Source organism: Streptomyces sp. NPDC057445 (assembly GCF_042802855.1).
GTDB lineage: Bacteria > Actinomycetota > Actinomycetes > Streptomycetales > Streptomycetaceae > Streptomyces.
The window spans coordinates 16,746-43,008 of record NZ_JBHVDH010000015.1 but is presented as its reverse complement, the minus strand read 5'-3'; the positions used below and the strand labels follow the sequence as shown (position 1 = coordinate 43,008).

20 protein-coding genes are annotated in these 26,263 nt (G+C 71.5%); 14 read left to right on the top strand and 6 right to left on the bottom strand.

The genetic code is table 11. The features are described 5' to 3' along the window. Positions 1–153 precede the first annotated feature (153 nt). The gene (polA, locus tag ACFU5O_RS26290; RefSeq protein WP_384244466.1) at positions 154–2,838 is read left to right on the top strand and encodes a DNA polymerase I; all 2,685 of its coding nucleotides are present in this window, start codon (positions 154–156) and stop codon (positions 2,836–2,838) included. A 489-nt stretch (positions 2,839–3,327) separates the two neighbouring features. On the opposite strand, the gene ACFU5O_RS26285 is transcribed toward polA, so the two are convergent. Continuing rightward, positions 3,328–4,245, bottom strand: a complete 918-nt coding sequence (locus ACFU5O_RS26285) for a DUF4184 family protein (protein ID WP_384244465.1) — start codon at positions 4,243–4,245, stop codon at positions 3,328–3,330. A gap of 233 nt (positions 4,246–4,478) precedes the next feature. On the opposite strand from ACFU5O_RS26285, the gene ACFU5O_RS26280 reads away from it, so the two are divergent. From ACFU5O_RS26280 to ACFU5O_RS26270, 3 genes are all read left to right on the top strand, one after another. Next, complete coding sequence (locus ACFU5O_RS26280) at positions 4,479–6,230, top strand: lytic transglycosylase domain-containing protein (RefSeq protein WP_384244321.1); 1,752 nt, start codon at positions 4,479–4,481, stop codon at positions 6,228–6,230. A 208-nt stretch (positions 6,231–6,438) separates the two neighbouring features. Beyond that, on the top strand, positions 6,439–6,576 hold the full coding sequence (locus tag ACFU5O_RS26275) for an SPW_0924 family protein (RefSeq protein ID WP_384244319.1): 138 nt from the start codon (positions 6,439–6,441) through the stop codon (positions 6,574–6,576). An 18-nt stretch (positions 6,577–6,594) separates the two neighbouring features. Continuing rightward, the gene (locus ACFU5O_RS26270; protein ID WP_384244318.1) at positions 6,595–7,587 is read left to right on the top strand and encodes a DUF3068 domain-containing protein; all 993 of its coding nucleotides are present in this window, start codon (positions 6,595–6,597) and stop codon (positions 7,585–7,587) included. On the opposite strand, the gene hrpB is transcribed toward ACFU5O_RS26270, so the two are convergent. After that, positions 7,577–10,153, bottom strand: a complete 2,577-nt coding sequence (hrpB, locus tag ACFU5O_RS26265) for an ATP-dependent helicase HrpB (RefSeq protein WP_384244317.1) — start codon at positions 10,151–10,153, stop codon at positions 7,577–7,579. The two genes, ACFU5O_RS26270 and hrpB, sit on opposite strands and share 11 nt — an antisense overlap. A 4-nt stretch (positions 10,154–10,157) precedes the next feature. After that, positions 10,158–11,024, bottom strand: a complete 867-nt coding sequence (locus ACFU5O_RS26260) for a class I SAM-dependent methyltransferase (protein ID WP_384244315.1) — start codon at positions 11,022–11,024, stop codon at positions 10,158–10,160. A gap of 373 nt (positions 11,025–11,397) precedes the next feature. Between ACFU5O_RS26260 and rpsA the strand changes: the two genes are divergently transcribed. From rpsA to ACFU5O_RS26240, 4 genes are all read left to right on the top strand, one after another. Continuing rightward, the gene (rpsA, locus tag ACFU5O_RS26255) at positions 11,398–12,891 is read left to right on the top strand and encodes a 30S ribosomal protein S1 (protein WP_384244314.1); all 1,494 of its coding nucleotides are present in this window, start codon (positions 11,398–11,400) and stop codon (positions 12,889–12,891) included. A 229-nt stretch (positions 12,892–13,120) separates the two neighbouring features. Next, positions 13,121–14,059, top strand: coding sequence for a PAC2 family protein (locus tag ACFU5O_RS26250; protein WP_384244464.1), 939 nt, complete (start codon positions 13,121–13,123; stop codon positions 14,057–14,059). Positions 14,060–14,191: 132 nt separating this feature from the next. Then, a complete protein-coding gene (gene coaE / locus ACFU5O_RS26245) occupies positions 14,192–14,791 on the top strand; it encodes a dephospho-CoA kinase (RefSeq protein WP_384244313.1) in 600 nt (199 codons plus the stop codon). Positions 14,792–15,467: 676 nt separating this feature from the next. Continuing rightward, a complete protein-coding gene (locus ACFU5O_RS26240; RefSeq protein WP_384244311.1) occupies positions 15,468–15,830 on the top strand; it encodes a tetratricopeptide repeat protein in 363 nt (120 codons plus the stop codon). A gap of 47 nt (positions 15,831–15,877) precedes the next feature. Here ACFU5O_RS26240 and ACFU5O_RS26235 read toward each other — a convergent pair whose 3' ends face one another. After that, the gene (locus ACFU5O_RS26235; RefSeq protein WP_384244310.1) at positions 15,878–16,153 is read right to left on the bottom strand and encodes a DUF6343 family protein; all 276 of its coding nucleotides are present in this window, start codon (positions 16,151–16,153) and stop codon (positions 15,878–15,880) included. A gap of 101 nt (positions 16,154–16,254) precedes the next feature. Here ACFU5O_RS26235 and ACFU5O_RS26230 point away from each other — a divergent pair, with 101 nt between their 5' ends. Next, a complete protein-coding gene (locus tag ACFU5O_RS26230) occupies positions 16,255–17,415 on the top strand; it encodes an ADP-ribosylglycohydrolase family protein (RefSeq protein ID WP_384244309.1) in 1,161 nt (386 codons plus the stop codon). Between the two features lie 87 nt (positions 17,416–17,502). On the opposite strand, the gene ACFU5O_RS26225 is transcribed toward ACFU5O_RS26230, so the two are convergent. After that, positions 17,503–17,838, bottom strand: coding sequence for a hypothetical protein (locus ACFU5O_RS26225; protein ID WP_384244307.1), 336 nt, complete (start codon positions 17,836–17,838; stop codon positions 17,503–17,505). A gap of 223 nt (positions 17,839–18,061) precedes the next feature. Between ACFU5O_RS26225 and ACFU5O_RS26220 the strand changes: the two genes are divergently transcribed. The 4 genes from ACFU5O_RS26220 to ACFU5O_RS26205 all read left to right on the top strand — a co-directional run bounded on the left by ACFU5O_RS26220 (position 18,062) and on the right by ACFU5O_RS26205 (position 24,448). Continuing rightward, on the top strand, positions 18,062–19,081 hold the full coding sequence (locus tag ACFU5O_RS26220; protein ID WP_384244306.1) for an SPFH domain-containing protein: 1,020 nt from the start codon (positions 18,062–18,064) through the stop codon (positions 19,079–19,081). A 149-nt stretch (positions 19,082–19,230) separates the two neighbouring features. Continuing rightward, on the top strand, positions 19,231–22,074 hold the full coding sequence (locus tag ACFU5O_RS26215; RefSeq protein WP_384244305.1) for a DEAD/DEAH box helicase: 2,844 nt from the start codon (positions 19,231–19,233) through the stop codon (positions 22,072–22,074). A 100-nt stretch (positions 22,075–22,174) separates the two neighbouring features. Beyond that, entirely contained in the window at positions 22,175–23,485 is a 1,311-nt protein-coding gene (locus ACFU5O_RS26210) for an SWIM zinc finger family protein (protein ID WP_384244304.1), read from the top strand. Between the two features lie 276 nt (positions 23,486–23,761). Next, positions 23,762–24,448 (top strand): chaplin, encoded by a 687-nt coding sequence (locus tag ACFU5O_RS26205; protein ID WP_384244303.1) that lies wholly within the window; start codon positions 23,762–23,764, stop codon positions 24,446–24,448. A gap of 297 nt (positions 24,449–24,745) precedes the next feature. Here ACFU5O_RS26205 and ACFU5O_RS26200 read toward each other — a convergent pair whose 3' ends face one another. Beyond that, positions 24,746–25,396 carry a DUF2293 domain-containing protein gene (locus ACFU5O_RS26200; protein WP_384244301.1) on the bottom strand — a complete coding sequence of 217 codons (651 nt, stop codon included), beginning with the start codon at positions 25,394–25,396 and terminating at the stop codon, positions 24,746–24,748. Positions 25,397–25,489: 93 nt separating this feature from the next. Between ACFU5O_RS26200 and ACFU5O_RS26195 the strand changes: the two genes are divergently transcribed. Beyond that, complete coding sequence (locus ACFU5O_RS26195) at positions 25,490–26,224, top strand: hypothetical protein (protein WP_384244300.1); 735 nt, start codon at positions 25,490–25,492, stop codon at positions 26,222–26,224. Positions 26,225–26,263: the final 39 nt, after the last annotated feature.

Below are 26,263 nucleotides of genomic sequence, written 5' to 3'. Positions count from 1 at the left end.
GTCGTAGACAGCGAATCCTGTCACGCGCCGCCGACAACGAGCCCCCTTCCTCCACCGCGAGCGGCATTGTCGGTGGTCCGTGGCAGGATCGTGTGCGTGGCAGAGACAGCATCGAAGAAGACCCCAGACGAAACCCGTCCCCGCCTGCTCCTCATGGACGGGCACTCCCTGGCGTACCGGGCGTTCTTCGCGCTGCCCGCGGAGAACTTCACGACCGCGAGCGGTCAGACGACCAACGCCGTCTACGGCTTCGCGTCGATGCTGGCGAACACGCTGCGCGACGAGGCGCCCACACACTTCGCGGTGGCCTTCGACGTCTCCCGCAAGACATGGCGCTCCCAGGACTTCCCCGAGTACAAGGCGAACCGCTCCGCGACCCCGGACGAGTTCAAGGGCCAGGTCGAGCTGATCGGCGAGCTGCTGGACACCATGAACGCGGTGCGCTTCGCGGTGGACGGCTTCGAGGCGGACGACGTCATCGCCACCCTCGCCACACAGGCCGAGGCCGCCGGCTTCGAGGTGCTGATCGTCACCGGTGACCGGGACTCATTCCAACTGGTCTCCGACCACGTGACCGTGCTCTACCCGACCAAGGGCGTCTCCGAGCTGACCCGCTTCACCCCGGAGAAGGTCCAGGAGAAGTACGGGCTGACCCCGCGGCAGTACCCGGACTTCGCCGCCCTGCGCGGCGACCCGTCCGACAACCTGCCGGGCATCCCCGGCGTCGGCGAGAAGACCGCCACGAAGTGGATCAACCAGTTCGGTTCGTTCGCGGAGCTGGTCGGGCGTGCCGACGAGGTCAAGGGCAAGGTCGGGCAGGCGCTGCGCGACCACCTCGAGGCCGTCAAACTCAACCGTCATCTGACCGAGCTCGTGCGGGACGTCGAGCTGCCCAGGTCCGTCGCGGACCTGGAGCGCGCCCCGTACGACAGGACGGCGCTGAAGGGTTTCCTGGAGATCCTGGAGATCCGCAACCCGAGCCTGCGGGAGCGGCTGCTCGCGGTCGACCCGGGCGCGGAGGAGGAAGACGCCCCCGCCCCGGACGCCGGAGTGGAGCTGGACGGTGCCGTCCTGGGCGCGGGTGAACTGACGCCGTGGCTGGAGCAGCACGGCGGGCAGACGCTCGGCGTGGCGACCGTCACCGCATGGGCGCTGGGAGTCGGCAGCGTCAGTGAGATCGCGCTGGCAGCTGCGGGGACCCCCACGGATGCCGATGGCCATGGCGGAGGGAAGGCCGCCTGGTTCGACACGACCCAGCTGGACGAGGCCGACGAGCGGGCCTTCGCCGCCTGGATCGCCGACCCGGCGCGGCCGAAGGTCATGCACAACGCCAAGGACGCGCTGCGGGTCTTCCCCGAGCACGGCTGGGACATCGCGGGCGTCACCATGGACACCGCGCTCGCCGCCTATCTGGTCAAGCCCGGCCGCCGGTCCTTCGCACTGGACACCCTGTCCGTCGAGTATCTGCACCGTGAGCTGGCGCCGGCCGCCGCCGACGGACAGCTGGCCTTCGGCACCGACGAGCAGGCCGAGGCCGACGCCCTGATGGCACAGGCCCGTGCCGTCCTCGACCTGGGCGAGGCGTTCGGCGAGAAGCTGAAGGACGTCGGTGCGACCGAGCTGTTGCACGATGTGGAGCTGCCCACCTCCCTGCTGCTGGCCCGGATGGAGCGGCACGGCATCGCGGCCGACCGCGCGCATCTGGAGGCGATGGAGCAGCAGTTCGCCGGAGCCGTGCAGCAGGCCGTGAAGGAGGCGCACGCCTCGGTCGGCCACGAGTTCAACCTCGGCTCGCCCAAGCAGCTCCAGGAGGTCTTCTTCGGTGAGCTGAACCTGCCGAAGACCAAGAAGACCAAGACCGGTTACACCACGGACGCCGACGCCCTGGCCTGGCTCGCCGCCCAGACCGAGCACGAGCTGCCGGTGATCATGCTGCGCCACCGTGAGCAGGCCCGGCTGCGCTCCACGGTCGAGGGCCTGATCAAGACCATCGCGGCGGACGCCCGGATCCACACGACCTTCAGCCAGACGGTCGCGGCGACCGGACGGCTCTCCTCGACCGACCCGAACCTGCAGAACGTGCCGGTGCGCACGGACGAGGGGCGGGCCATCCGCCGCGGTTTCGTCGTCGGCGAGGGCTACGAGGCGCTGATGACCGCCGACTACAGCCAGATCGAGCTGCGTGTGATGGCTCATCTTTCCGAGGACGAGGGCCTGATCGAGGCGTTCACCTCCGGCGAGGACCTGCACACGACGGTGGCATCCCAGGTGTTCGGCGTGGGCCGGTCGGCGGTCGATGCGGAGATGCGCCGCAAGATCAAGGCGATGTCGTACGGACTGGCCTACGGCCTCTCGGCGTTCGGCCTGTCCCAGCAGCTGAACATCGAGGCGGCAGAGGCGCGGGCGCTGATGGACACGTACTTCGAGCGCTTCGGCGGGGTCCGCGACTATCTGCGCCGTGTCGTGGACGAGGCCAGGGCCACGGGCTATACGGCGACGATGCTGGGCCGCCGCCGTTACCTCCCCGACCTCAACAGCGACAACCGCCAGCGGCGCGAGGCAGCGGAGCGCATGGCGCTCAACGCGCCGATCCAGGGCACCGCGGCGGACATCGTCAAGGTCGCGATGCTCCGCGTCGACGACGCCCTCCGGGCAGCCGGGCTCACCTCCCGCATGCTGCTGCAGGTCCACGACGAAATCGTCCTGGAACTCGCACCTGGCGAGCGCGACCAGGTCGAGCAGATCGTCCGCCACGAGATGTCGGCGGCGGTGGATCTGCGGGCACCGCTGGATGTGTCGGTGGGCGTGGGCCCGGACTGGGAGTCCGCGGCGCACTGAGCCACGCCGGGGGCCGACCCCGGCCGTCGGTGCCGGCCGTCGGCGCCCCGGCCCGCTACCGGGGGGCGTGCCCGGTAGGTCCGTCCTCAACGGGCCTGGCGCGCCCCTCGGGCTCGACGCCTCGGGTCGGCATCCGTCCCGGCCCCTGCGGCCCGGCGCGATGCCACCCCTTGCGGGGCCGACCTCCACGGCCCCCGGCCTCACGGCGGGCCGTGGGCCGGAAATCCGCCCACCGGGGCGAGCCACCTGCGCCAACCGCACCCGGGACGCCTGGGGGTCGTGTCCGGGACAGCAAAGCGTGATGGGTGGCGCCAGGTACCGGTGCACCTCCCGCGACCGTGCACGCGCCGTGATCACGCCGCCCCGAACGCGAGCCCCGGAGCGGCCCGGGGGCGGCGACCGGTCCGGTGCCGGTGAGCCTTGTGCCCTGGGCCTGTCCGGCGTTCGGGGACGGGCACTCGGGCGGTGCCTGCGGTACGGGCGGCCCCGTCACACCACATGCCTCGCACGGGCCGCGTCCGTGTCCGGCTTCGTGTCCGCCTCGAGGACCGCCGTCGCCGACCGTCGCATCCGGACGCGCACCGCCGCGCCGTACAGGAGGATGCCCGCCGCCAGGCCCGCGCCCGCGCCGAAGCAGGCGGTCGGGACGATGTCGAGGGGTGAGTCGATACGGCCCCAGTACAGATACCAGCGCACACACCGGTGCGCAGTGCCGGCGAGCACACACCCGACGATCAACGCCGCCGCGGCCCACCGCTCCCCGCGGCCGAGCACCGGCACCCCCGTAGGCACCGGCAACGGCATCCCCACCGGCACGCCCACCACCTCCGCACGCGCCGGCGCCCCCGTCGGCATCCGCCGCAGCGACGAGGCCATGAACCAGACGACACCGACCAGCGCCAGCGCGGAACCGCCGTACTGCGTGTACGTATAGAGGGGGAAACCGGCCACGACTTCGCTCAGCACCGGCAGCATCCGGACACCCCAGCGGTCGAAATGGGTGAACGCGTCCCAGACCACATGCGTCGTCGCGCCCAGTACCGCCGAGACGTAGAACCAGAGCACCGCGACCGCCGGCGGCCGGTCGCTCCAGGCGCGGCCCCGCACGAACGCGTACACCCGCCCCCGCCATCCCCCCGGCAGCAGTGCCACCAGCGGCTCACGGACGATCAGCCAGAGCCCCACGAGCACGCCGCTGATGACGGCATCGACCGTCAGCACCCCCACGGGTGCGTGTGTCACGCTGCCGAACTCCATCGCCGAGGGGCGGACACTTGCCGCGAAGTACGTCATGTCCGGAGCGAACGAACCCGCGACGAGCGCCGATGCGAACAGCGGACCGCGTGCCGTGCCGTTCCTCCGGATACCCGGCAGCACCGCCGCCGCATGGCTGAGTGTGAACGGCATGTAGTGCCCCCAGTGACCGTCTTCGAACAACGCGGCCCAGTATGCGCGATGCTGACCGTCCGCCACGCGAACGGGACGCCCGGCAGGTCGCGTGCTGCGGCGGGATGACCGGTTGGTGAACAACGCCCCGGAGCGGCCGGGGGGCCGGTGTCACGGCGCCCGTCGTTGCCGTAGTGTCACCTGGGTCATGCGCGGGGAGCGCGAACAGCCGTCCAGGGGGAGGGGACAGACGTATGGCAGCGCAATTCGGCCGTCGGCTGCGCAAGGGGGCGACCACGACAGCGGTGGCTGCGGCAGCGGTGGCAGCGCTCTCCGCATCTCAGGCACCGGGTGTCATGCCCGCAACCGCCGGAGGCGACGGCGACCCCGCGGGTTCGGGGTCCTCCACCACCCCGTCTTCGAACTCGGCCACCGGCGACTCCCCGTACTACACGGATCTGCCCCCGCTCAACACGCCGAACAAGCCGGGCGCTTCGACCGACCTCCCGGTGGTGACAGGTCCGGCGGATGCGGGCATTCCGGCCACGGTTCTTGATGCCTACAAGCGGGCCCACACATCCCTGGCCGCCTCCGACCCCGCCTGCCGGCTTCCCTGGCAGCTGCTTGCCGCGATCGGCAAGGTCGAATCAGGGCAGGCGCGGGGCGGACGTGTCGACGGAAACGGCACGACGACCTCGCCGATCCTCGGCCCGGTCCTCAACGGCGTCGGTTTCGCCGACATCACGGACACCGACAACGGCGCCTACGACGGCGACGCCACCCACGACCGTGCCGTCGGCCCGATGCAGTTCATCCCCTCCACCTGGGAGGGCTGGGGCCAGGACGCCAACGGCGACGGCCGCAAGGACCCGAACAACATCTACGACGCGGCGCTCGCCGCCGGTAAGTACCTGTGCGCCGACGGCCGCGATCTGTCGCAGCAGGCCGACATGGACCGGGCGGTCCTGAGCTACAACCGTTCCCAGGAGTACCTGCGGACGGTGCTGTCGTGGTTCGAGTACTACAGCCGCGGCAGCCACGAAGTCCCGGACGGCGCGGGCGTCCTGCCGGTCGACCGCAGCGACAACCATGTGTCGCCGGACACCGCGCCGACCGCCCCCGTCACTCCCGGTCCCCGCCCCGGACCCTCGAAGCCCGGTGGAAAGCCCAGTCCGACCCCGCCCCCCACGACGACTCCGCCGCCGTCCAAGCCTGCGCCCGGAGGCGACACGGGAGCGCCGACGCCTGCCCCGTCGCCCACCATGGGCGTGGCGCGCGTCAAGGACGCGGGCAGCGGAGCGCTCACCGCCACCGCGGGCGAGGAGTTCGCCGGGCGGGTCAAGGTCCGTGCCGAGAACCGCATCGGCGCCGGTGTCGCCAAGGCCGAGCTCACCTTCGAGATCGTCGGTGACACCGACTCCCGCTTCAGCGGTGGCCGTACCAAGGCCGTCGCCACGACCGGCGCGGGCGGGATCGCTGTCGCGCCTGTCCTGAAGGCGGGCGAGAAGGCCGGGAACTTCACGGTCCGGGTCACCGTGTCCGGCCGCGTTCTGCCCGGCCTCGACTACGACGCGACCGTCACTCCGCACCAGGCCGACGCGCTGGCCAGGACCGGCGACAAGGAGCTGACGGCCGCGCCCGGTACCGCGTTCGCCGACGCGGTAGAGGTCAAGGCCACCCTCAAGGGTGCCGCCGCCGCGGGAGTGGCGGTCACCGCCACCATGATCACCACCGGCGACGACCCGGTCGAGAACACCAAGGGCCCGTACTTCAAGGACGCCGACGGCAAGACGGTCCGCACTCTGACCGAGCTCAAGACCGGCGCCGACGGTGTGCTCGTCCTCCCGAAGATCTACGCGGACGACCGGTCCGGCATCTTCCTGCTCCGTCTGACCACGGCGGGCGGCGCGACGCTCACCGTCGAACTGAAGGTGGCCTCCCCGGCCGTTCCTACCGACCCGGCCGCTCCTACCGACCCGACCGCTCCGACCGACCCGGCCGCCTAGGCACGCATCGCGTCCACGGCTCCACGGCACCGTCCCTTCACCACCCGGTGAACGGACGGTGCCGTGTCGTGGGCGGTGCTCCGTCGCGTGCGGTCCGACGGTTCCCATCTCGCGGTGCAACGTGTTCTCATCTCGCGGTCGCGTTGCTACGGTGCCCCCGCCATGACGTCTGACGCCACATCAGATCCGCGTCCCCGGGAGGCCGACCATGCGCGCCCTCGTCGCCGCCGCCATCGGACTGGCCCCGGTGGTCCTCCTCGTGCTGCTCCTGTCGTGGCTCGACGTGCCACCGGGCGAGACCTCTCCCCGGCCTCTGCTCACCACCGTCCCCGGCCCCAAGAAGTAGCGGGAGGACCAGCCGCCCATGCGCCGCCGAGCGAGCCTTGTGCTCCTGTCCTTCGCCGTCTTCCTCGCCGCACTGGCGCCGGTCCTGCGCTGGTACGCCTTCCCCCGGCTGGCGAAGATCCCGGCCGGCCAGTATCAGGAGATGGTGCTGGAGGCGAAGCCCGCGACCCTGCTGCAGTACGACACGATGCAGGCGAAGCAGGTGGAGAAGGTCACCATCGTGCAGACCCTCAAGGGCAACGTCGAGGAGTCGGAGAGGATCGAGCGGGACGCCGGCCGTGACGTGGTGGTGTGGGACTCCCTTTCCTACGTCCAGGGCCCCGACGGGAAGACGGTCTCCCAGATCCCCGAGCGCTATGTCTTCGACGCCCACACCCAGGCACCGGTGCACGCGACAGGCGAGATGGTCGACGGTGACGCGGTGAGGCGCGAGGGCATCGAGTTCAAGTGGCCCTTCCTGACCGAGAAGCGGGACTACGAGTACTTCGACGCCCAGACCCGTACGTCGGCGCCGATCCACTACAGGGGGACGAGAACGTTCCGGGGCCTGGAGGTCTACTACTTCGAGCAGACCATCCCGTGGACGAAGGTCCCGTACCCGAAGAAGATGCCGATGCCCGGCATCGACGCGACCACGCTGGAGAAGCAGACGGGCACCACGCGCTGGTACACCACCAAGCGGATGTTCTGGGTCGAGCCGGTCACCGGTGCCCCCGTCAACGGCGAGGAGATCCACACCGAAGAGCTCCGCGGCGGCTCACTGCTGGGCGGCCGGGAGAAGGTCACCGCGTTCTCCGGGCATGTGAGGATGCGCGAGGACTACGTCGACCACACCGTCGCCCTCGTCACCTCCAACCGCACGCTCGTGCTGCTGCTCGTCTCGTATCTGCCCTGGGGCTTCGTGACCCTGGGGCTCCTCCTGCTCGCGCTCTCCCTCTTCCTGGAGGCGCGCTCCCGGCGGCCGGACGGCCCTGCCGAGGTGCGCAGCGAGCCGGAGCCGGTCAGCGCCTGACCCCGCGCGTGGGCTCGGCGGACGTCGGGTCCTCGGGCCAGGGGTGCTTCGGATAGCGTCCGCGCAACTCCGCCCGTACGGCCCGGTATCCGTCGCGCCAGAAGGACGCGAGATCCGCCGTGACGGCCGCGGGACGCCCGGCGGGGGACAGCAGATGCACCAGCACCGGCACGCCCGCGACGGCCGGTGTCTTCGACAGCCCGAACAGCTCCTGGAGCCGGACGGCCAGTACCGGCTGCTCGCCCCTGTAATCCACCCGGACACGGGAGCCGCTCGGAACCTCGATGCGTTCCGGCGCGAGTTCGTCGAGGCGGGCCGCATCGCCGCTCGCCCACGGAAGCAGCCGCCGAAGCGCCTGGCCCGCGGCCAGGCGACCCAGGTCGGCGCGGCGCCGGGCACGGGACAGCTCCGGCTCCAGCCATTCGCCTGCCCGGTCCAGCAGGGCTCCGTCCGACACGTCCGGCCAGGGCTCACCCAGGACCCGGTGCAGAAAAGCCAGCCGCTGCCGCAGAGCCTGCGCATCCCGCGACCACGCCAGCAACCCCGGCCCCTCGCGGCGCAGACCTTCCAGGAGAGCGACCCGTACGAGCGCCGGGTCCGGCTCCTTCAGGGGTCGCACGGACAGCTCCACCGCTCCCAGCCGTTCCACGTGCCGGGCGACGACGTCGCCGTCCTCCCAGTGGGTCTCCTCACCCGTGGCGTGCAGAGGGGAGGCGGCGATACGCGCGGTCCCCTCGTCGGTCACGGCAGCCAGACGCACCCGCGCGGACGCGGCATGCGACGGCCGGTCCGCGACGGCCACCGCCAGCCACGGCGCGCTCCGCAGCCGGGACCCTTCGCCGAGCTCGGCCCCGGTTCCGGACGCCATGAGGAACGCCTGCTTCCCACGTGCCCTGGCGACCCGCTCGGGGAAGGCGAGCGCGGTGACGAAACCGGCGACGGTGTCATCGGCCGTACGGCCCCCGGCGCCGGCCGTGACCGGCGCGGACCGCCCCTCGCGGGGGCCGGACACCGTCCCGGCCGGGGCCGTGTCGCTCAGCGCGCGTGCCAGCCGCCCCGCCTCCGCCCGCCAGCGCGCCCCGTAGGCGTCGCCACCGCGACGGGCCGTGCGCCAGGCGGCGGCGAGGTCGTCGCCGTACTCCCGCGGGGGCTCCTCGCTCAGCAGGGCCACGACCTCGGCCGCCCGGCGTGCACCCACCTCCGTGGCGCCGTCCAGCAGCGCGCGGGCAAGGCGGGGATGAACGCCGAGGCGTGACATCCGCACGCCCCGGTCCGTCGCGCGGCCGGAGGCGTCGACGGCGCCGATCGCGGAGAGCACCGAGCGGGCAGCGGCCATCGCGCCGTCCGGAGGAGGGTCCAGCAGAGCGAGTCCGGACGCCGAGGGGTCGCCCCAGCAGGCCGCCTGGAGGGCGAACGCGGTCAGATCCGCGACCCGGATCTCCGGGGCGGGGAAGCGCGGCAGCCGGGTGTCCTCGGCCTGCGTCCAGCAGCGGTAGACGGCACCGGGCGCCTCACGCCCGGCCCGGCCCGCTCGCTGGCGGGCCGCCGCCTGGGAGGCCCGTACCGTCGTGAGCGAGCCGAGGCCCCGGGCGTGGTCGGTACGCGGCTCCCGGGCGAGGCCCGAATCCACGACGACGCGCACGCCCGGAACGGTCAGGGAGGACTCCGCGACCGATGTCGCCAGCACGATCCGGCGGCCCTGCCCCGGCGAGAGCACCGCGTCCTGCACCGACGCCGGAGCCCGCCCGTGCACCTGCAGCACCTCGGCGTCCACGCCCGACAGCAGTCCGGCGACCCGGGCGATCTCCCCGACGCCGGGCAGGAAACACAGGACGTCCCCCGTCCGCTCGGCCAGTGCGCGCCGCACCACCGACGCCACATGCCCGAGCAGCGCCGGGTCCACCTTCATCCCGTGCGGCGGACGCACCGGCCGGGCCGGCGGGGCCCACACGACCTCCACCGGGTGCGCCACGCCCGCGGCTTCGACCACGGGCGCGTCACCGAGCAGCCGTGCCCAGCCCGCCGCGTCGGTCGTCGCCGACGCCGCCACCAGCCTGAGGTCGGGCCGCAGGGCCGCCCTCACGTCCAGCAGGAACGCCGCCACCGTGTCCGCGTCCAGATGACGCTCATGGCACTCGTCGAGGATCACCACGTCGACGCCCGCCAGTTCCTGGTCCCGCTGGAGCCGCTGGAGCAGCACACCGGTGGTGACGACTTCGACGACCGTGTCCCGGCCGGTCACACGCTCCCCGCGCACGGAGTAGCCGACGCGTCCGCCGACCTGCTCACCGAGCAGCCACGCCATCCGCCTCGCCGCGGCCCGGGCCGCGATCCGGCGAGGCTCGGCGACGACGACCCGCCCGCCCCTCGCCCGGCCGCCGCCCCTGGACGAAGCACCTTGCGCTCCCGTCCCCGACAGCCCGGCCAGGGCCAGCGGCACGAGCGTCGTCTTGCCGGTCCCGGGCGGCGCGCACAGCACCGCTGCCCCGTGCTCGTCCAGCGCCCGCTCCAGCGCGGGCAGGGCGGTGCGTACGGGCAGCCGTTCCAGGGCGTCTTCGCGGATCACCCCGCTAGTCCCTCCCCGGGCCTTCGGCCGCGGGGATCCCCGTCCCGCTCCGCTCGCAGACGAAGACCGCCGTCCCCGGGATGAGGTTCCCGCGCAGCGGCGACCAGCCGCCCCACTCCTGGACGTTCCAGGCCGGCCACTCCGGCTCGACCAGGTCCAGCAGCCTGAAGCCCCCGGCCACCACGTCCCGCACCCGGTCGCCGATCGTCCTGTGGTGCTCCACGTAGACGGCACGGCCCTGCTCGTCCTGCTCGACGTACGGCGTGCGGTCGAAGTACGAGGCCGCGACGCTCAGCCCCTCCGGCCCCGGCTCGTCCGGGAACGCCCAGCGGATCGGATGCGTGACCGAGAAGACCCAGCGGCCACCCGGCCGCAGAACCCGCCGGACCTCGCGGAACACCCTGACCGGGTCGGACACGAACGGAACCGCGCCGTACGCCGAGCACGCGAGATCGAAGGAGGCGTCGGCGAACGGCAGCGCCCCGGCGTCCGCCTCCACCAGAGGGAATCCGCCGCCGATGCGCAGGGCGTGCTGCAGCTGCCGGTGGGACAGATCCAGGGCCACCGGCCGCGCCCCCTGCGCCGCCAGCCACCGCGAGCACTGCGCCGCGCCGGCGCCGATCTCGAGGACGTCCAGTCCCGTCAGGGACTCCGCCGGGCCGAGGAGGCGCGCGTCCGCCTCGTCCAGTCCCTCCGGACCCCAGACGAAACGGTCGTCGCCGAGGAACGTTCCGTGCTCGCTCTGGTACTCGTCCGCGTTCCGGTCCCACCAGCCGCGGCTCGCCCGGCTGCTCTCCGCGTCCCCGGTGTCACGCCGGGTGGCCTCCGGCTCCGTCTCCGGTCCGGCGCCCGTTTCGTACTCTTGGATCATCTCGCCCGTCGTTGTACGTTGCTCGAGCCTCGCCCGGACGTGTCGCCGACGTGTCGTGGAAGGGCGAGGCGCGGCCATTGTGGCCTCGGGAAACCTTAGTTGTGCCGGGTATGGGCCATTCCGCCCCGGGTGGGGGCCTTCGCGCATTGACCGTGCCCTGCCGCCCCCTTATGCTAAAGGTTGCGCTGCGGGCTTGCGCGCCTCAGACGGAGCAGGCCGCGCTCGCATCTGTTGTATGTCCCCTCGGTTTTCGAGGCGCCATTCCTTGTCGGTTTGGCGCTTCCTTGGCTGTCCGGCTTCTTCAGCTGCGATATCGGGCTCTCGGCGTAGCAGTACCTACGACTTCAATGTCCGTACCGGAGCCCTTTCCCACATGACGAGCAGCACCGAGACCACCGCCACCACCCCGCAGGTTGCGGTCAACGACATCGGTAACGAGGAAGCCTTCCTCGCCGCGATCGACGAGACGATCAAGTACTTCAACGACGGCGACATCGTCGACGGCGTCATCGTGAAGGTCGACCGGGACGAGGTCCTGCTCGACATCGGTTACAAGACCGAAGGTGTCATCCCGAGCCGCGAGCTCTCGATCAAGCACGACGTCGACCCGAACGAGGTCGTCAAGGTCGGCGACGAGATCGAGGCCCTGGTTCTCCAGAAGGAGGACAAGGAAGGCCGCCTGATCCTCTCGAAGAAGCGCGCTCAGTACGAGCGTGCCTGGGGCACCATCGAGAAGATCAAGGAAGAGGACGGCATCGTCACCGGCACCGTCATCGAGGTTGTCAAGGGTGGTCTCATCCTCGACATCGGCCTCCGTGGCTTCCTGCCGGCATCTCTCGTCGAGATGCGCCGTGTCCGCGACCTCCAGCCCTACGTGGGCAAGGAGCTCGAGGCGAAGATCATCGAGCTGGACAAGAACCGCAACAACGTGGTCCTGTCCCGCCGCGCCTGGCTCGAGCAGACCCAGTCCGAGGTTCGCCAGACGTTCCTCACCACCCTGCAGAAGGGTCAGGTCCGCTCCGGCGTCGTCTCCTCGATCGTCAACTTCGGTGCCTTCGTGGACCTGGGTGGCGTCGACGGTCTGGTCCACGTCTCCGAGCTCTCCTGGAAGCACATCGACCACCCCTCCGAGGTTGTCGAGGTCGGCCAGGAAGTCACCGTCGAGGTTCTCGACGTCGACATGGACCGCGAGCGTGTCTCCCTGTCGCTGAAGGCGACGCAGGAAGACCCGTGGCAGCAGTTCGCCCGCACCCACCAGATCGGCCAGGTCGTCCCGGGCAAGGTCACGAAGCTGGTTCCGTTCGGTGCGTTCGTCCGCGTCGACGAGGGCATCGAGGGTCTGGTCCACATCTCCGAGCTGGCCGAGCGCCACGTGGAGATCCCGGAGCAGGTCGTCCAGGTCAACGACGAGATCTTCGTCAAGGTCATCGACATCGACCTCGAGCGTCGCCGGATCTCGCTGTCCCTGAAGCAGGCCAACGAGTCCTTCGGTGCCGACCCGGCGTCGGTCGAGTTCGACCCGACCCTGTACGGCATGGCCGCGTCCTACGACGACCAGGGCAACTACATCTACCCCGAGGGCTTCGACCCGGAGACCAACGACTGGCTCGAGGGCTTCGAGACCCAGCGCGAGGCTTGGGAGGGCCAGTACGCCGAGGCGCAGCAGCGCTTCGAGCAGCACCAGGCCCAGGTCATCAAGTCCCGCGAGGCCGACGAGGCCGCTGCTGCCGAGGGTGGCGCCGCCGCTCCGGCCGCCGCGCCGACCGGTGGTTCGTACTCCTCGGAGTCGGACGACAACTCGGGCGCCCTGGCCTCGGACGAGGCCCTGGCTGCCCTTCGCGAGAAGCTGGCGGGCGGCCAGAGCTGAGGCTCTGACCCCACGCAAAGCTGACAGCAGCTGAGCGAGGCCCGCTCCCCCTCCGGGGGGAGCGGGCCTCATCCATGTCCGGGACCTCGTCCGCACTCCCGTGCCGGGGCTCGTCCGGAATCGCTGCCCGGGGCCGGCCGGTGAACCGGCGCGGATGACCACCGCGTTCCGGGAATGAGCGTGCCTGCGGTGATGTTGGTATCGATGAATCGGAGGAGGGGCGGTAATGGTGCTTGATCCGCAGGGTCTGTACGAGTGGGAGCCGAAGGGCCTCGCCGTCGTCGACATGGCGCTCGCGCAGGAGTCGGCCGGTCTGGTCATGCTGTACCACTTCGACGGTTACATCGACGCGGGGGAGACGGGCGAGCAGATCGTCGAGGCGCTGCTGGAGTCGCTTCCGCACCAGGTGGTCGCCCGCTTCGACCACGACAGGCTCGTCGACTACCGTGCCCGCCGCCCGCTGCTGACCTTCCGGCGCGACCGCTGGACGGACTACGAGACCCCGGCGCTCGAGGTCCGCATCGTCCAGGACGCCACGGGCGCGCCTTTCCTCCTGCTCTCCGGGCCCGAGCCCGACGTCGAATGGGAGCGGTTCGCGGTGGCCGTCCGGCAGATCGTCGAGCGTCTCGGCGTCCGCCTCTCCGTGAACTTTCACGGCATCCCCATGGGTGTCCCGCACACCCGCCCGGTCGGTATCACCCCTCATGGCAACCGCGTGGACCTCATGCCGGGCCGTCTGAGCCCCTTCGACGAGGCCCAGGTGCCGGGCAGCGCCGAGTCGCTCGTCGAGTACCGGCTGATGCAGTCGGGGCACGACGTCCTCGGCGTCGCCGCGCATGTGCCGCACTATGTCGCCCGCTCCTCCTACCCGGACGCCGCGCTCACCGCCGTCGAAGCGATCACGGCCGCGACGGGACTGGTTCTGCCCGGTGTCGCGCACGCCCTGCGGGCCCAGGCCCAGCGCACCCAGACCGAGATCGACCGGCAGATCGGCGAGGGCGACGAGGAGCTCGTGACCCTGGTGCGGGGCCTTGAGCACCAGTACGACGCGGTGGCCGGCGCCGAGACGCGCGGCAGCCTCGTCGCCGAGCCTGTCGATCTTCCGTCCGCGGACGAGATCGGCCGCGAGTTCGAGCGGTTCCTGGCGGAGCGGGAGGGCGACGCCTAGGCCCCTCGTTCGGATCTGCCGGGTTCGCGTGCCCTGGCGCCGCAGCTCGCTGCGTTGTCGTCGGTCGCGGACGTCCCCCGGCCATCGCCGGGGGGTGCCCCCACCGCGGGCCGCACGCTTAAGCTTCCGCTCATGCTGAAGGTGGGCCTGACCGGCGGAATCGGAGCCGGCAAGAGCGAAGTGTCGCGACTGTTCGTGTCCTACGGGGCGGTCCTCATCGACGCCGACAAGATCGCGCGAGAGGTGGTCGAGCCCGGCACGCCCGGACTGGCCGCAGTCGTCGAGGCCTTCGGCCCCGAGATCCTCACCGCCGACGGCACCCTCGACCGGCCGGGACTCGGCGCCATCGTGTTCGCCGACCCGGACCGCCTGGCCGAACTCAACGCGATCGTGCACCCCTTGGTCGGCGCACGGTCCGCCGAGCTCGAAGCAGCCGCGGGTGAGGACGCCGTCGTGATCCACGACGTACCGCTCCTCACCGAGAACCGGCTCGCCCCGCTGTACGACCTGGTCGTCGTCGTGGACGCGTCCGAGGAGACCCAGCTTGAGCGGCTCGTACGACTCCGCGGAATGACCGAGTCCGACGCCCGGGCTCGTATGGCGGCGCAGGCCACCCGCGAGGAGCGGCGCGCCGTGGCCGATCTCGTCATCGACAACGACGGATCCCTGGAGGCGCTGGAACCCCAGGTCCGCAAGGCATGGGAGGCCCTCACCGATCGCGCGAGCCGTTAGGACGTGTCTCGCGGATCTTGGCCGGGCTCACGTGCGCGCCAGGTACGTGAAGCCGGCCGGGTCGGACGCCGGGGCGGCAACGATCGTCGTGTACTCGAGGGCACCGGCCTCCACCAGCGCGCCGCGCACGGACGCGACGCACTCCCTCAGAGCTTCGCCTGGGGTGCCCCCAGTCGCATCGTCGTCAGTCGCCGATGTCCCTCGTAGCCCTTCGGGCAAGGGGAGTGCCCCCACCGCGGTGGCTCTCTGCTCCTCCCGGCATCTGTACGCGCCGGGCCCCGCTCGCCGATCCGGCCTGATCCGAAAGGCGCACCCCAGGGCCGCGTCAATCGCGTGGCCGACCCGGCCCGCTTGGCGTCGCGCCGCCGGTGTGGATCGGGTGCGGATCGTCCTCGCGGGCTTCCGCGCACCGGCGGGCTCGTCACCCTGCTCGCGGGTGCGTCCGGCATGAGCCGGACCCGCCGGATCGCGGCCACGGGTCACGCCGCCGACGGACGCGTCGAACCGTTGCACTCCGGCGTGCAGGCGCCCCCGCTGCAGTACGAGGCCCGGGGCGGCCGGGTCCCGGAGATCGCCTCCTCCTCGGTCCGACACTCGCTGTCACCGTGGTCCCACGATCGGAATACCTGTACCGCGGGGGATGTTGAATCGCCGGAGCAAGGGGAAGGATGCGAGCGTGCCCGAGATGAACCCGGAGACTCACGTCATTGATTTCCGTGCGGCCGAGCAACTGCTCGCGGCCCGGGACCCGCGCGGTGCCGTGAAGCTGCTCGACTCGGTGATCGCGGCCCATCCGGAGAACACGGCGGCGCGGCTGCTGCGTGCCCGCGCCTTCTTCGCGTCTGCCCAACTTCGTCCCGCGGAGCTCGAGTTCGAGATCGTCCTGGAGCGTGAGCCGGACAACGCCTTCGCGCATTTCGCGCTGGCCCGCACTTTCCAGCGCTCGGGGCGGCCTGAGCAGGCCAAGCGGCACTTCAGGCTGGCGGCCGCGCTCGACCCGAAGCCGGAGTACCTGGAGGCGGCCCGGTTCGAGGCCTGATGCCCGGCGGCAGGGCACGCGAACCCGGCAAGATCCGAACGAGAGGCCTAGCGCCGTGGCCTGTTGTCGCCCCGGTCGGGCTCGTACGGCGGGATGTCGGGCCCCGGCTGGTAGTGCGGTCCCTGGTGGAGCCGGTGCACCACCATCAGCAGGTCCGTCGCGACGATCAGCACCAGGACCGCGCAGGCGATCGCCCAGCCCGGCCGCTCGGTGAGCGCGAAGGCCGCCGTGCCCGCGACCGCCCAGAGCAGGCCCCATACACTCAGCCAGAACCGCATCCGCAGGGGACTGCGTGCGGTTGTCGGTTCACTCCCAGTGCGCATGGCAATCGCCTCTTCCACTCCAGGATGTACCCGATTCCCGCCGGATACGCCGCGTCGAGCGGACGCGTGAGCCGGAGGTCCGACACCGAGGAGCCCGCGCCGTGAACGTACGGCCCGACAGGTCATCGCGGAGCGCCGCCGTACACCTCTCCCGCGTGCGGGGCTGCCTTCTGGGCGGCGCGATCGGGGACGCCCTGGGCAACCCCGTGGAGTTCCTCTCCCTGGCGGCGATCCGCCGGAAGTACGGGGAGCGCGGCGTCACCGGCCTCGTACCGGACGGTGAAGGTGTCGTCGGCCGGATCACCGACGACACCCAGATGACCCTCTTCACGGCGGAGGGGCTCATCCGTGCCCATGCCCGGGCCACGGGCAAGGGGATCGACGGAGCCGGGACCGCCGTACTGCGCCATGCCTATCTCCGCTGGCTGGACACCCAGAACCACCCCGCACCTCCGGCGACCGGTGTCGCCCGGCGAGCGGGGGACACCTGCACGGGCATCCGCACCGGTTGGCTCAGGGAACAGCCCTGGCTGTATGCGCGACGCGCGCCAGGAAACGCCTGTCTGACCGGGCTCACCCATGAGCATGTGCCGGATCCCACAGGGGAATTGGGAGGGCACGGTCCGGTCAACCCGCAATCCAAGGGCTGTGGCACGGTGATGCGCTCGGCGCCGTTCGGCCTGACGGGTGTCCCGGCGCGCCAGGCCTTCGAACTGGCCGCGCGCTGTGCGCAGATCACCCATGGCCATCCGACCGGCTACTACGCCGCCGGAGCGTTCGCGGCGATCGTCGCGAATCTGCTGGAGGGTGACTCACCGGAGGGCGCTGTCCTCCGGGCGATCGCGCTGCTGACCCGCTACCCCGGGCACGAGGAGGCGGCTGCCGCGCTCGGTTCCGCCGTGGAACTGGCCGCCGGCGGCAGGCCGTCCCCGGAGAAGGTGGAGTCCCTGGGCGAGGGGTGGGTCGCGGAGGAGGCCCTGGCCATCGCCGTGTACTGCCTTCTGGCCCCTACGGCGGATGCCGCGCAGGCGCTGCTGCTCTCCGTGAACCACTCAGGTGACAGCGACTCCACGGGCGCCGTGTGCGGAAATCTGCTCGGCGCGGCACTCGGGGACGTCGGGCTGCCGCCGGAATGGCTGGTGCGCACCGAAGGCCGAGGAGTGATCGCGGAGGTCGCCGACGACCTGTGGCTGCAGTTCGAGCACGGGATCGCCGGACATGGCGGTCCGGTCCATCCGGTGGAGCGTTATCCGCACGTCTGACGTGGTGGAACACCCCGGGCCGGCCCGCCCTGGTGCCCTGGACCGCGATGGACGCGATGGACGCGATGGAGCGGGATGCGGTGCGGCTCAGTGCACGAACGTGTAGCTGCGCCACGTGGGGGATTGGGGGGCGATGTTGTCGAACAGCGTCGTCCCGATGTACGCGGACCGGGGCCCCGCACAGTTGGGTGTCGTGTACATGATCATGTCGATCAGGGTGACGTTCTGGACCCTGTGCGCACCGGGGGGCGCAAGCTTGTGGCAGCCGTTCACCCCGGGGTTCGACACCTTGATGACACGCTCGCCCTCCGTCTCGTAGATGACGGTGCCCACCGCGGTCCGGCCCATGCCGGAGCAGCCCGCGACGGCGAAGGTCAGGAGCAGTGTCCCGGCGGCGATGCCGGGACGCCGGAGAGGGGACATGGCCGGTCCTCGTCTGTCGTCGGTCTTCTGTCTCGGTCCTCGGCCGGCCCTGAGCCGGTTCTCCGGCGTCTGCGGCGGCGGCCTCGTGCTCGCCACCCTGCCGGACATCCGGCGGTGCGGCACCCCATGCGCCGCCGCACAGGGGATCGGGACGCTCGACCCGGGGTCGGGACAGGAATACCGTTGAAGCCGGGGACCGAGGCTGACGGCAAGGAGTGCCGTGATGGTCGAAGAACTGGTGGCGGCGGCCCTGGCGGCGGGAGCCGCCGGTGTCGTGTACGTCCTGGCCGCGGCGAAGGTCGTCAAGCAGTACGAACGGGGCGTGGTGTTCCGCCTCGGGCGGCTGCGTGACCGCGTCCGAGGGCCCGGCTTCACCATGATCGTTCCGATGGTGGACCGGCTGCACAAGGTGAACATGCAGATCGTGACCATGCCGGTGCCCGCTCAGGAGGGCATCACCAGGGACAACGTCACGGTCCGCGTGGACGCCGTCGTCTACTTCAGGGTGGTGGACGCGGCCGACGCGCTCGTCACGGTCGAGGACTACCGGTTCGCCGTCTCCCAGATGGCGCAGACGTCCCTGCGCTCGATCATCGGCAAGAGCGAGCTGGACGATCTGCTGTCCAACCGGGAGAAGCTCAATCAGGGCCTCGAGCTGATGATCGACAGCCCGGCCCTCGGCTGGGGAGTGAGCGTCGACCGGGTGGAGATCAAGGATGTGTCGCTGCCGGAGACGATGAAGCGCTCGATGGCACGCCAGGCAGAGGCGGACCGGGAGCGCCGGGCCCGGGTCATCAACGCCGACGCGGAACTCCAGGCGTCGAAGAAGCTGACGGAGGCCGCGCACCAGATGGAGGATGCGCCGGCGGCCCTGCAGCTGCGGCTGCTGCAGACGGTGATGGCGGTGGCCGCCGAGAAGAACTCCACCCTGGTGCTGCCCATCCCGGTGGAGCTGCTGCGCTTCCTGGAGCGTGGTGCCCAGGCCCCGTCCCAGTCCCTCACCTCGTCCGGATCCGCCCCCGCGGGGAAGGCGGTCGCTGTGCCGGAGCCGCCGGAGACCGCCACGTCCGTCCCCGGCGATGAGGCCGAGCTGCCGCCGAAGGCTCTGGAGGGGCTGGACGGACTGCCCGAGCTGGACCTGCCGCTGCCGCAGGCGCAGCCGGTGCCGCCAGAGGCGCCGGGGGAGCGCGGGCTGGACGGCCACGACGTGGAAGGCCAAAGGTCTCCCGACGGGCAGGGGTGATCCCTGTCCGCGCCGGGACGATCGCTGTCCGCGTGCCGACGTGATCCGTATCCGCGCAGGTCGGATACCGGCCGAGGGGCATTGTCGGACCCCACCCGTATGGTCGTGGGTCCAAGGACACGATCAGTGGGAGGGGAGGTGCGCCGCGCATGCTGCACACGAGTGCGGCGGTGTTCCTCCCGGCCTCGCTGCCGAGGGAGGGGCGGGTCGCCTTCTGGAGCCCGGACGGAGCCGTGCCCACGCTCCCGTCGGACACTGCCGGGGAGTCGTGCGAGCTGACGGTCGTCCGGCCGCACGGCAGGGGGGTCCGCAGCCGTAGTGTCCCCGCGGTGCTGCTGCCCGTCGCCGATGCCCTGCCGCTGCTCGTGCGGGCCCGGCGCGACACCGCGGCGCACCCCGCCGCGGCCTGCTGGGGCGCTGCGGCCCTGCACGCCCTGCACCTCGCCGCGCGCGGCAGACTGCTGCCCGGTCTGACCCGCGACGACCATGACGCCTGGCGGGCGGGCCCGCTGGACGCCGACGACATCGCGCATCTGCGTGCCATCGCCGCCGCCATGCCCCACGAGGCACACGCCACGCCACTGCCCGGCGCGCGTCCCCTTCGGCTGCCCGAGCCCGAGTCGTTGATCAGGGCGTTCCTGGACGCGGTCGCGGACACGCTGCCCCGCACGCTGGCGGCCGAGCACGCGGCAGGGAGGCCGTTCGCCGCGACGGCGCCGCAGCGGCTGCCGGGAGCACGGGAATGGGCGGCGGAGGCCGCGGCCGGCATGGACGCGGGCGTACGGATCTCGCTGCGCCTCGACCTGTCCGCGTACGAGCTGTTCGACCTCGCGGAAGAAGGCGGCGGTGAGCGTCAGGCCGGCGCCGCCCTGGTGCAGGTGCACAGCCTCGCCGACCCCTCACTCGTCCTCGACGCCGCCCGCCTCTGGGCGGGCGACGGCGACGAGCACTTCGGGCCGCGGGCGCGCATCGACGCCGTGCTGGCCCTGCGCCGGGCCGCCAGGGTCTGGCCCGCGCTCGGGCGGCTCATGGAGCGCGAGGTCCCCGATGTCCTGCCACTGACCGAGGACGAGCTGTACGAGCTGCTGGGCGTGGCGGCCGCCCGGCTCGGCGCCGCGGGTGTGGCCGTGCACTGGCCCAAGGAGCTGGCCCGGACGCTCAGCGCTGCCGCCGTCGTCCGCGCGCCCGCGCCCGGATCCGCCACCGACGGCACACCGTTCTTCGAGAGCGAGCAGCTTCTCAGGTTCAACTGGCAGCTGGCGCTGGACGGGGATCCACTGACCGAACGCGAGATGGATGTGCTCGCCGAGTCGCACCGCCCGATCGTCCGGCTGCGTGACCAGTGGGTCGTGGTCGACCCCGATCTCGTACGCAAGGCACGCAAACGCGAGTTGGGGCTCCTGGAGCCCGTGGACGCGCTGGCCGTCGCGCTCACCGGCAGTGCGGAGGTGGACGGCGAGACGGTCGAGGCCGTCCCGGAAGGTGCGCTGGCCGCGCTGCGTGACCGGCTCACCGAGGGCCCGGCCGCCCTGGACCAGCCGGCGGGACTCGACGCCACCCTGCGCGACTACCAGCTCCGTGGGCTGGCATGGCTGGACCTGATGACCTCGCTCGGCCTCGGCGGCTGTCTGGCGGACGACATGGGCCTCGGCAAGACGGTCACGCTCATCGCCCTCCATCTGCACCGCGCCGAGCGCGCCGCACGGCACCGCGCCCGCACGGCGCCCACGCTCGTCGTGTGCCCGGCCTCGCTGCTCGGCAACTGGCAGCGGGAGATCACACGTTTCGCGCCCGGTGTGTCCGTGCGCCGCTTCCACGGGGCGGAGCGCACCCTCGACGGACTCGACATGGCCGGTGAGGGCCCGGGCTTCGTGCTCACCACATACGGCACGATGCGCACCAGCGCCGCCGAACTGGCCGCCAGGGAGTGGGGCATCGTCGTCGCCGACGAAGCACAGCACGTCAAGAATCCCTTCTCGGCGACCGCCAGGGCGCTGCGGACCATCCCGGCGCCCGCGCGGGTCGCCCTCACCGGCACACCCGTCGAGAACAACCTGTCCGAGCTCTGGTCCCTCCTCGACTGGACAACGCCCGGACTCCTCGGCCCGTTGAAGACGTTCCGCGCCCGCCACGCCCGCGCCGTCGAGAACAACGAGCACGTCGAGAACGAGCAGGCCGTCGAGCGCCTCGCCCGCCTCGTCCGGCCTTTCCTGCTGCGCCGCAAGAAGTCCGATCCGGGCATCGTGCCCGAGCTGCCGCCAAAAACGGAGTCGGACCATCCTGTCCCGCTCACCCGGGAACAGGCGTCGCTGTACGAGGCGGTCGTGCGCGAGACGATGGCACAGATCGAGAGCGCTCAGGGCATCGCGCGCCGTGGTCTCGTCATGAAGCTGCTGACCTCCCTGAAGCAGATCTGCAACCACCCGGCGCAGTATCTGAAGGAGGACGCGGCCCGTCTCTCCGCCCGCTCGGGGAAGCTCGCGCTCCTCGACGAACTGCTCGACACCATCCTCGCGGAGGACGGATCGGTCCTGGTCTTCACCCAGTACGTTTCGATGGCCCGCCTTATCTCCGGGCACCTCGCGGCCCGGGGAATCGCCTCCCAGCTGCTGCACGGCTCGACGCCCGTGCCGGAGCGGGAGCGGATGGTGGACCGCTTCCAGGACGGCGGGATCCCTGTGCTCATCCTCTCCCTCAAGGCCGCGGGCACGGGGCTGAACCTGACCCGCGCAGGCCATGTCGTCCACTACGACCGCTGGTGGAACCCGGCGGTCGAGGACCAGGCCACCGACCGGGCGTACCGCATCGGCCAGACACAGCCCGTGCAGGTCCACCGGCTCATCGCCGAGGGCACGGTCGAGGACCGCATCGCCGAGATGCTCGTCTCCAAGAGGGCGTTGGCGCAGGCCGTGCTCGGCTCGGGGGAGGCGGCGCTGACCGAACTCACCGACCGGGAACTGGCCGATCTGGTCTCCCTGAGGAGGCCGTCGTGAGGACGCGTCACGAGGGGCGTCGTCATGAGGGAGGCCGTCATGAGGAGCCGTCACGGGACGGCCGCCGCCATGACATGGCCGTGGTGGCGAGGAGACCGTCATGATCGCCCATCGCCCCGGGGCCGAACGCCGGGACGCTCCTCGCAGGCCGGACGACCGGCGGCGTACGTTCCCGCCGCTCGTCCCCCGGCCCGGTGACGAGCCTTTCGCCGCCTCCTGGTGGGGCAACGCGTGGGTGGACGCGCTGGAGGACACCGCGCTCGACGCGGCCCGTCTCGCCCGTGGCCGGGCGTACGCCGGGCGCGGCCACGTCGACGCGATCACCGTCACGCCGGGCCGGGTCACGGCCTACGTCCACGGCTCCCGCCCGCGCCCGTACCGTACGGACATCAGGCTGCGCACCCTCGGCGACGACGACTGGGACCGGCTCCTGGAGACCGCGGCGGCCCGCCCGGACCACATCGCCGCCCTGCTCGACAAGGACGTGCCGCACGCCCTCGTGGCCGCCGCCGACCTGCTGCCCGTCCCCGGCGATCTGATCCCCGACTGCTCCTGCCCCGACGACGGCTTCCCCTGCAAACACGCGGCCGCGCTCTGCTACCAGACGGCCCGGATCCTCGACGAGGACCCGTTCGTGCTGTTCCTCATGCGCGGCCGGGGCGAAGGGGAGATCCTCGCCGAGCTCACCCGCCGCAACGCCACCCTTTCGGCTGCCGAGCGGACGGCCGCCGAACGGACCGCGTCGGAACGGACTACCGCGGGGGACGGCCCCCCGCTCTCCCTCGCGACGGTCCTCGCCCGTGACGCCCTGGTGGCGCGTACCCTCCCTCCGCTCCCGCCTCCGTTGCCCGTTCCGCCGCAGCCGGGCCGCCCGCCCGTGTACCCCCAGGCGCCCGGCGCCCCCGACCCGCTCGCTCTCGACCTCCTCGCCACGGAGGCGGCGGCGCGCGCCCACACCACCCTGGCCACGGGGCGGGATCCTCTCGCGAGGCTCACTCCCTGGCAGGACGCTGTCAGACTTGCCGCGGCCCACCCAGGATCCGGACTTACCGGTTCCACCCGCGCGTTGTACACCGCGCTGGCTCGCGCCACCGATCGCACCCCGACGGAGCTTGCCCGCGCCGTGGCCGCCTGGCGCCAGGGCGGCCTCGCGGGCCTGGCCGTCCTGGAGGAGCCGTGGGACCCGCCGGCCGGCCCCTTCGACCGGGCCCGCCCTGCCCTGATCGCCGCGGATTTCCCGGACTTCCGGCCAAGGCGCAACCGGCTCTCCACCCCCGCGCTGCAACTGCGCCTGGGCCGGGACGGTTTGTGGTACGGCTACGAGTCCGATCCCGGCCGTGACGACTGGTGGCCTCGCGGCACCCCCGACGCGGACCCTGTCGGAGCGCTCGCCGCGCTGCTCGGCCGCTGATCCCACGCCCCGTTCCCCGTCGGCGTGGAAGAGACCGGGACGAACTCGCGAACATGATCCCGAAGTCGACCGACCGCCGCCACGGGCGTCGAATTCCCGGAACAGCAATACGACGCCGGGCGGTGGGCGTGTGGAACACCCGGACGATGCAAGGCAGTTCGACGCACTGCCCACTCGATCGGGTGAAAGGATTGTCGGCCATAACCCGATTGGCTCCATCGCGTTATTTCCGGTGCGGGCGAGTACCCGTGTTCATCCTCCGGAAGGCAGTAACCAATGAGGCAGATTCGCCGAACAGGCCTGGTCACCGTAATGGTCGCGGGCGGTGCCATCGCCGCGGCCGGGGCCGCCCACGCCGACTCGGGCGCACAGGGAGGAGCCGTCGGGTCTCCCGGCGTGCTCTCCGGCAACACTGTGCAGATCCCGGTGCATGTCCCGGTGAATGTGTGCGGCAACACCGTCAATGTGGTCGGTCTGCTGAACCCGGCCGTCGGAAACAGCTGCGAGAACAAATCAAGCGGCAACCGCGGCAATGGCGGCAACGGCGGCTCCGGCGGGCACGCCCACAGCAGCGACAGGAACGGTGGCGGCGCGGTCGCCCATGGCGAAGGAAAGGATTCCCCGGGGCTTCTCTCCGGCAATGGGATCCAGCTTCCCGTCGATGTTCCGGTGAATGTCACCGGCAACTCGGTGAATGTCGTCGGCATCGGCAACCCGTCGGTCGGCAACTCGTCGTCGAACACGCCGGCGAAGCCTCCGGTGGGGCCGAAGCCCGTCACCCCGCCCTCTCCGCCGAGGACGGAGGAGGTGCTGCCGGCTCATCACGAGCCACAGCAGCTCGCCGAGACCGGCGCCTCCGCGGGCCTCGGCCTCACCGTCCCGGCGGGCGCGGCCCTGGTCCTCGGCGGTGCGGTGCTCTACCGCCGCTTCCGCCCCGCCGGCCACGGCGCCCAGATGCATTGACCTGCAGGTTGTTTACACGGCTGATCGGTGGCTGTGCCTGGCTCCTCCCGGGTACAGGGCCTGTCCTCCGGATCCTGCCGAGTCGCGTGCCCTGGCCGCACACCTGCTGCGTGGTCGGTCGCCGACGCCCGTAGCCTCCGGGGCACGGGTGGTGCCCCAGACGTGTCGGCTTCTCCCCCTGCCTTCGGCGGGGGACCTCCACCCCCGCCCTGCGTCTGCACGCCTCGGACACCGTCGGCCGATCCGGCCTGAACCGGCCTGAACCGGCCTGAACCGGCCTGATCCGAACGAAAGACCCTAGACGCGCCACGAGGCGAGGACCGCCTCGATCGTCGGCGCCACGCGTGCGCGAGCCGCATGACGGGGCACGCCCTGCATGAGCAACGAGTCGTACGGCGTGTCCAGATGGCGTACGGAGGCACGCACCGCCGCCGTGACCGCGCCTTCGTCCAGAGCGCGGCCGGCCGCGGTGCGGCCCACGCGTCCGCTGCCGCGCACGGATGTGTGCGAGGCGACGTCCAGCGCACGGTCGAGCGGGCAGGAGGGGAAGAGACGCAGGATCTCGGCGGTCAGCACGGCGGTGAAGCGCACATCCTCGGCCGCCCGCCGCGCCGCGTCGCGCTCCCGGCGTCGGGCCCTTGCGTCCGCGTCGGCCAGACAGGCCGCCTCCGCCCGCGCGAGGGCCGCTTCCTCGACGAGCAGCCCCTGGCGCTCGTAACGCGTGCGGCGCTTGTTGTGCCGTACGACGACCGCCCAGAGGGAACTCGCCTCACGCGCCCGCCGGGTCAGCGCCGCGTTCCCGCGCGGCAGGAACACAAGATGCCCGAGGTCCGCGCAGTCCAGACAGCGCGGTGAGTTGAACTCCAGGACCATGCGGTCCAGCGGGCCCCGCCGGCATTCGGCGCAGCGCCGCTGCTTCAGCGGCTCGACGACCACCAACGGATCCACCCGGCCCCGCCTCTCCCGCACGCCCGCATCACCCGCATCGCCCGTCCAATATTCGTTCGAAGAAGGGACGTTGATGTTGCTAGGTTCTTGGACGTGGCGAAACTCAATCAGATCATCGCAGTCGAGAAGGGCGTCAAGTCCAAGGCGCACCAGGACCTCACGGCGGCTCATCACGGCCTCCAGAAGCCCGCGCTGCTGGCCGGTATCGCCAGGACCTACCAGCCGAAGGACGAGGAGGGCGAACAGCTTCCTCCCGAGTCCACGCTGGTCCAGGTGAAGGCCGAGGACGTACTGCGCGACACCGCGAGGACGCTGACCCGGCTCTTCGATGTGACCGCCACCAAGGACTGGGCGAACTGCGCGGCCCGCGCCGACATCACGGTCGACGGGCAGGTGCTGGTGGCGGGGGTGCCCGTCGCGTATCTCCTCTTCCTGGAGAAGCAGCTGACGGACATCAACACCTTCGTGCGCAAGCTGCCGGTGCTGGATGCCGCCGAGTCCTGGTCGGGGGACCCTTCCACGGACTCCTGGAAGACCGAGCCGGTCAAGACCGTCCGTACGAAGAAGGTGCCCCGCAACCATGTGAAGGCGGAGGCCACCGAGAAGCACCCGGCGCAGGTGGAGGTGTACTACGAGGACATACCGGTCGGTTACTGGACCACCGTGAAGTTCTCCGGAGCGCTGCCCGCCCGCCGTGTCAACGAGCTGCTGGACCGGGTGGAGAAGCTCCAGCAGGCGGTGAAGTTCGCCCGCGAGGAGGCGAACAGTGCGGAGGTCACCGACCAGAGGGTCGGGGACGCCGTGTTCGGCTACCTCTTCGGTCAGTAGACCAGGAGGGGGTGGCCCCACAGACTCCCCGGCCGCGGC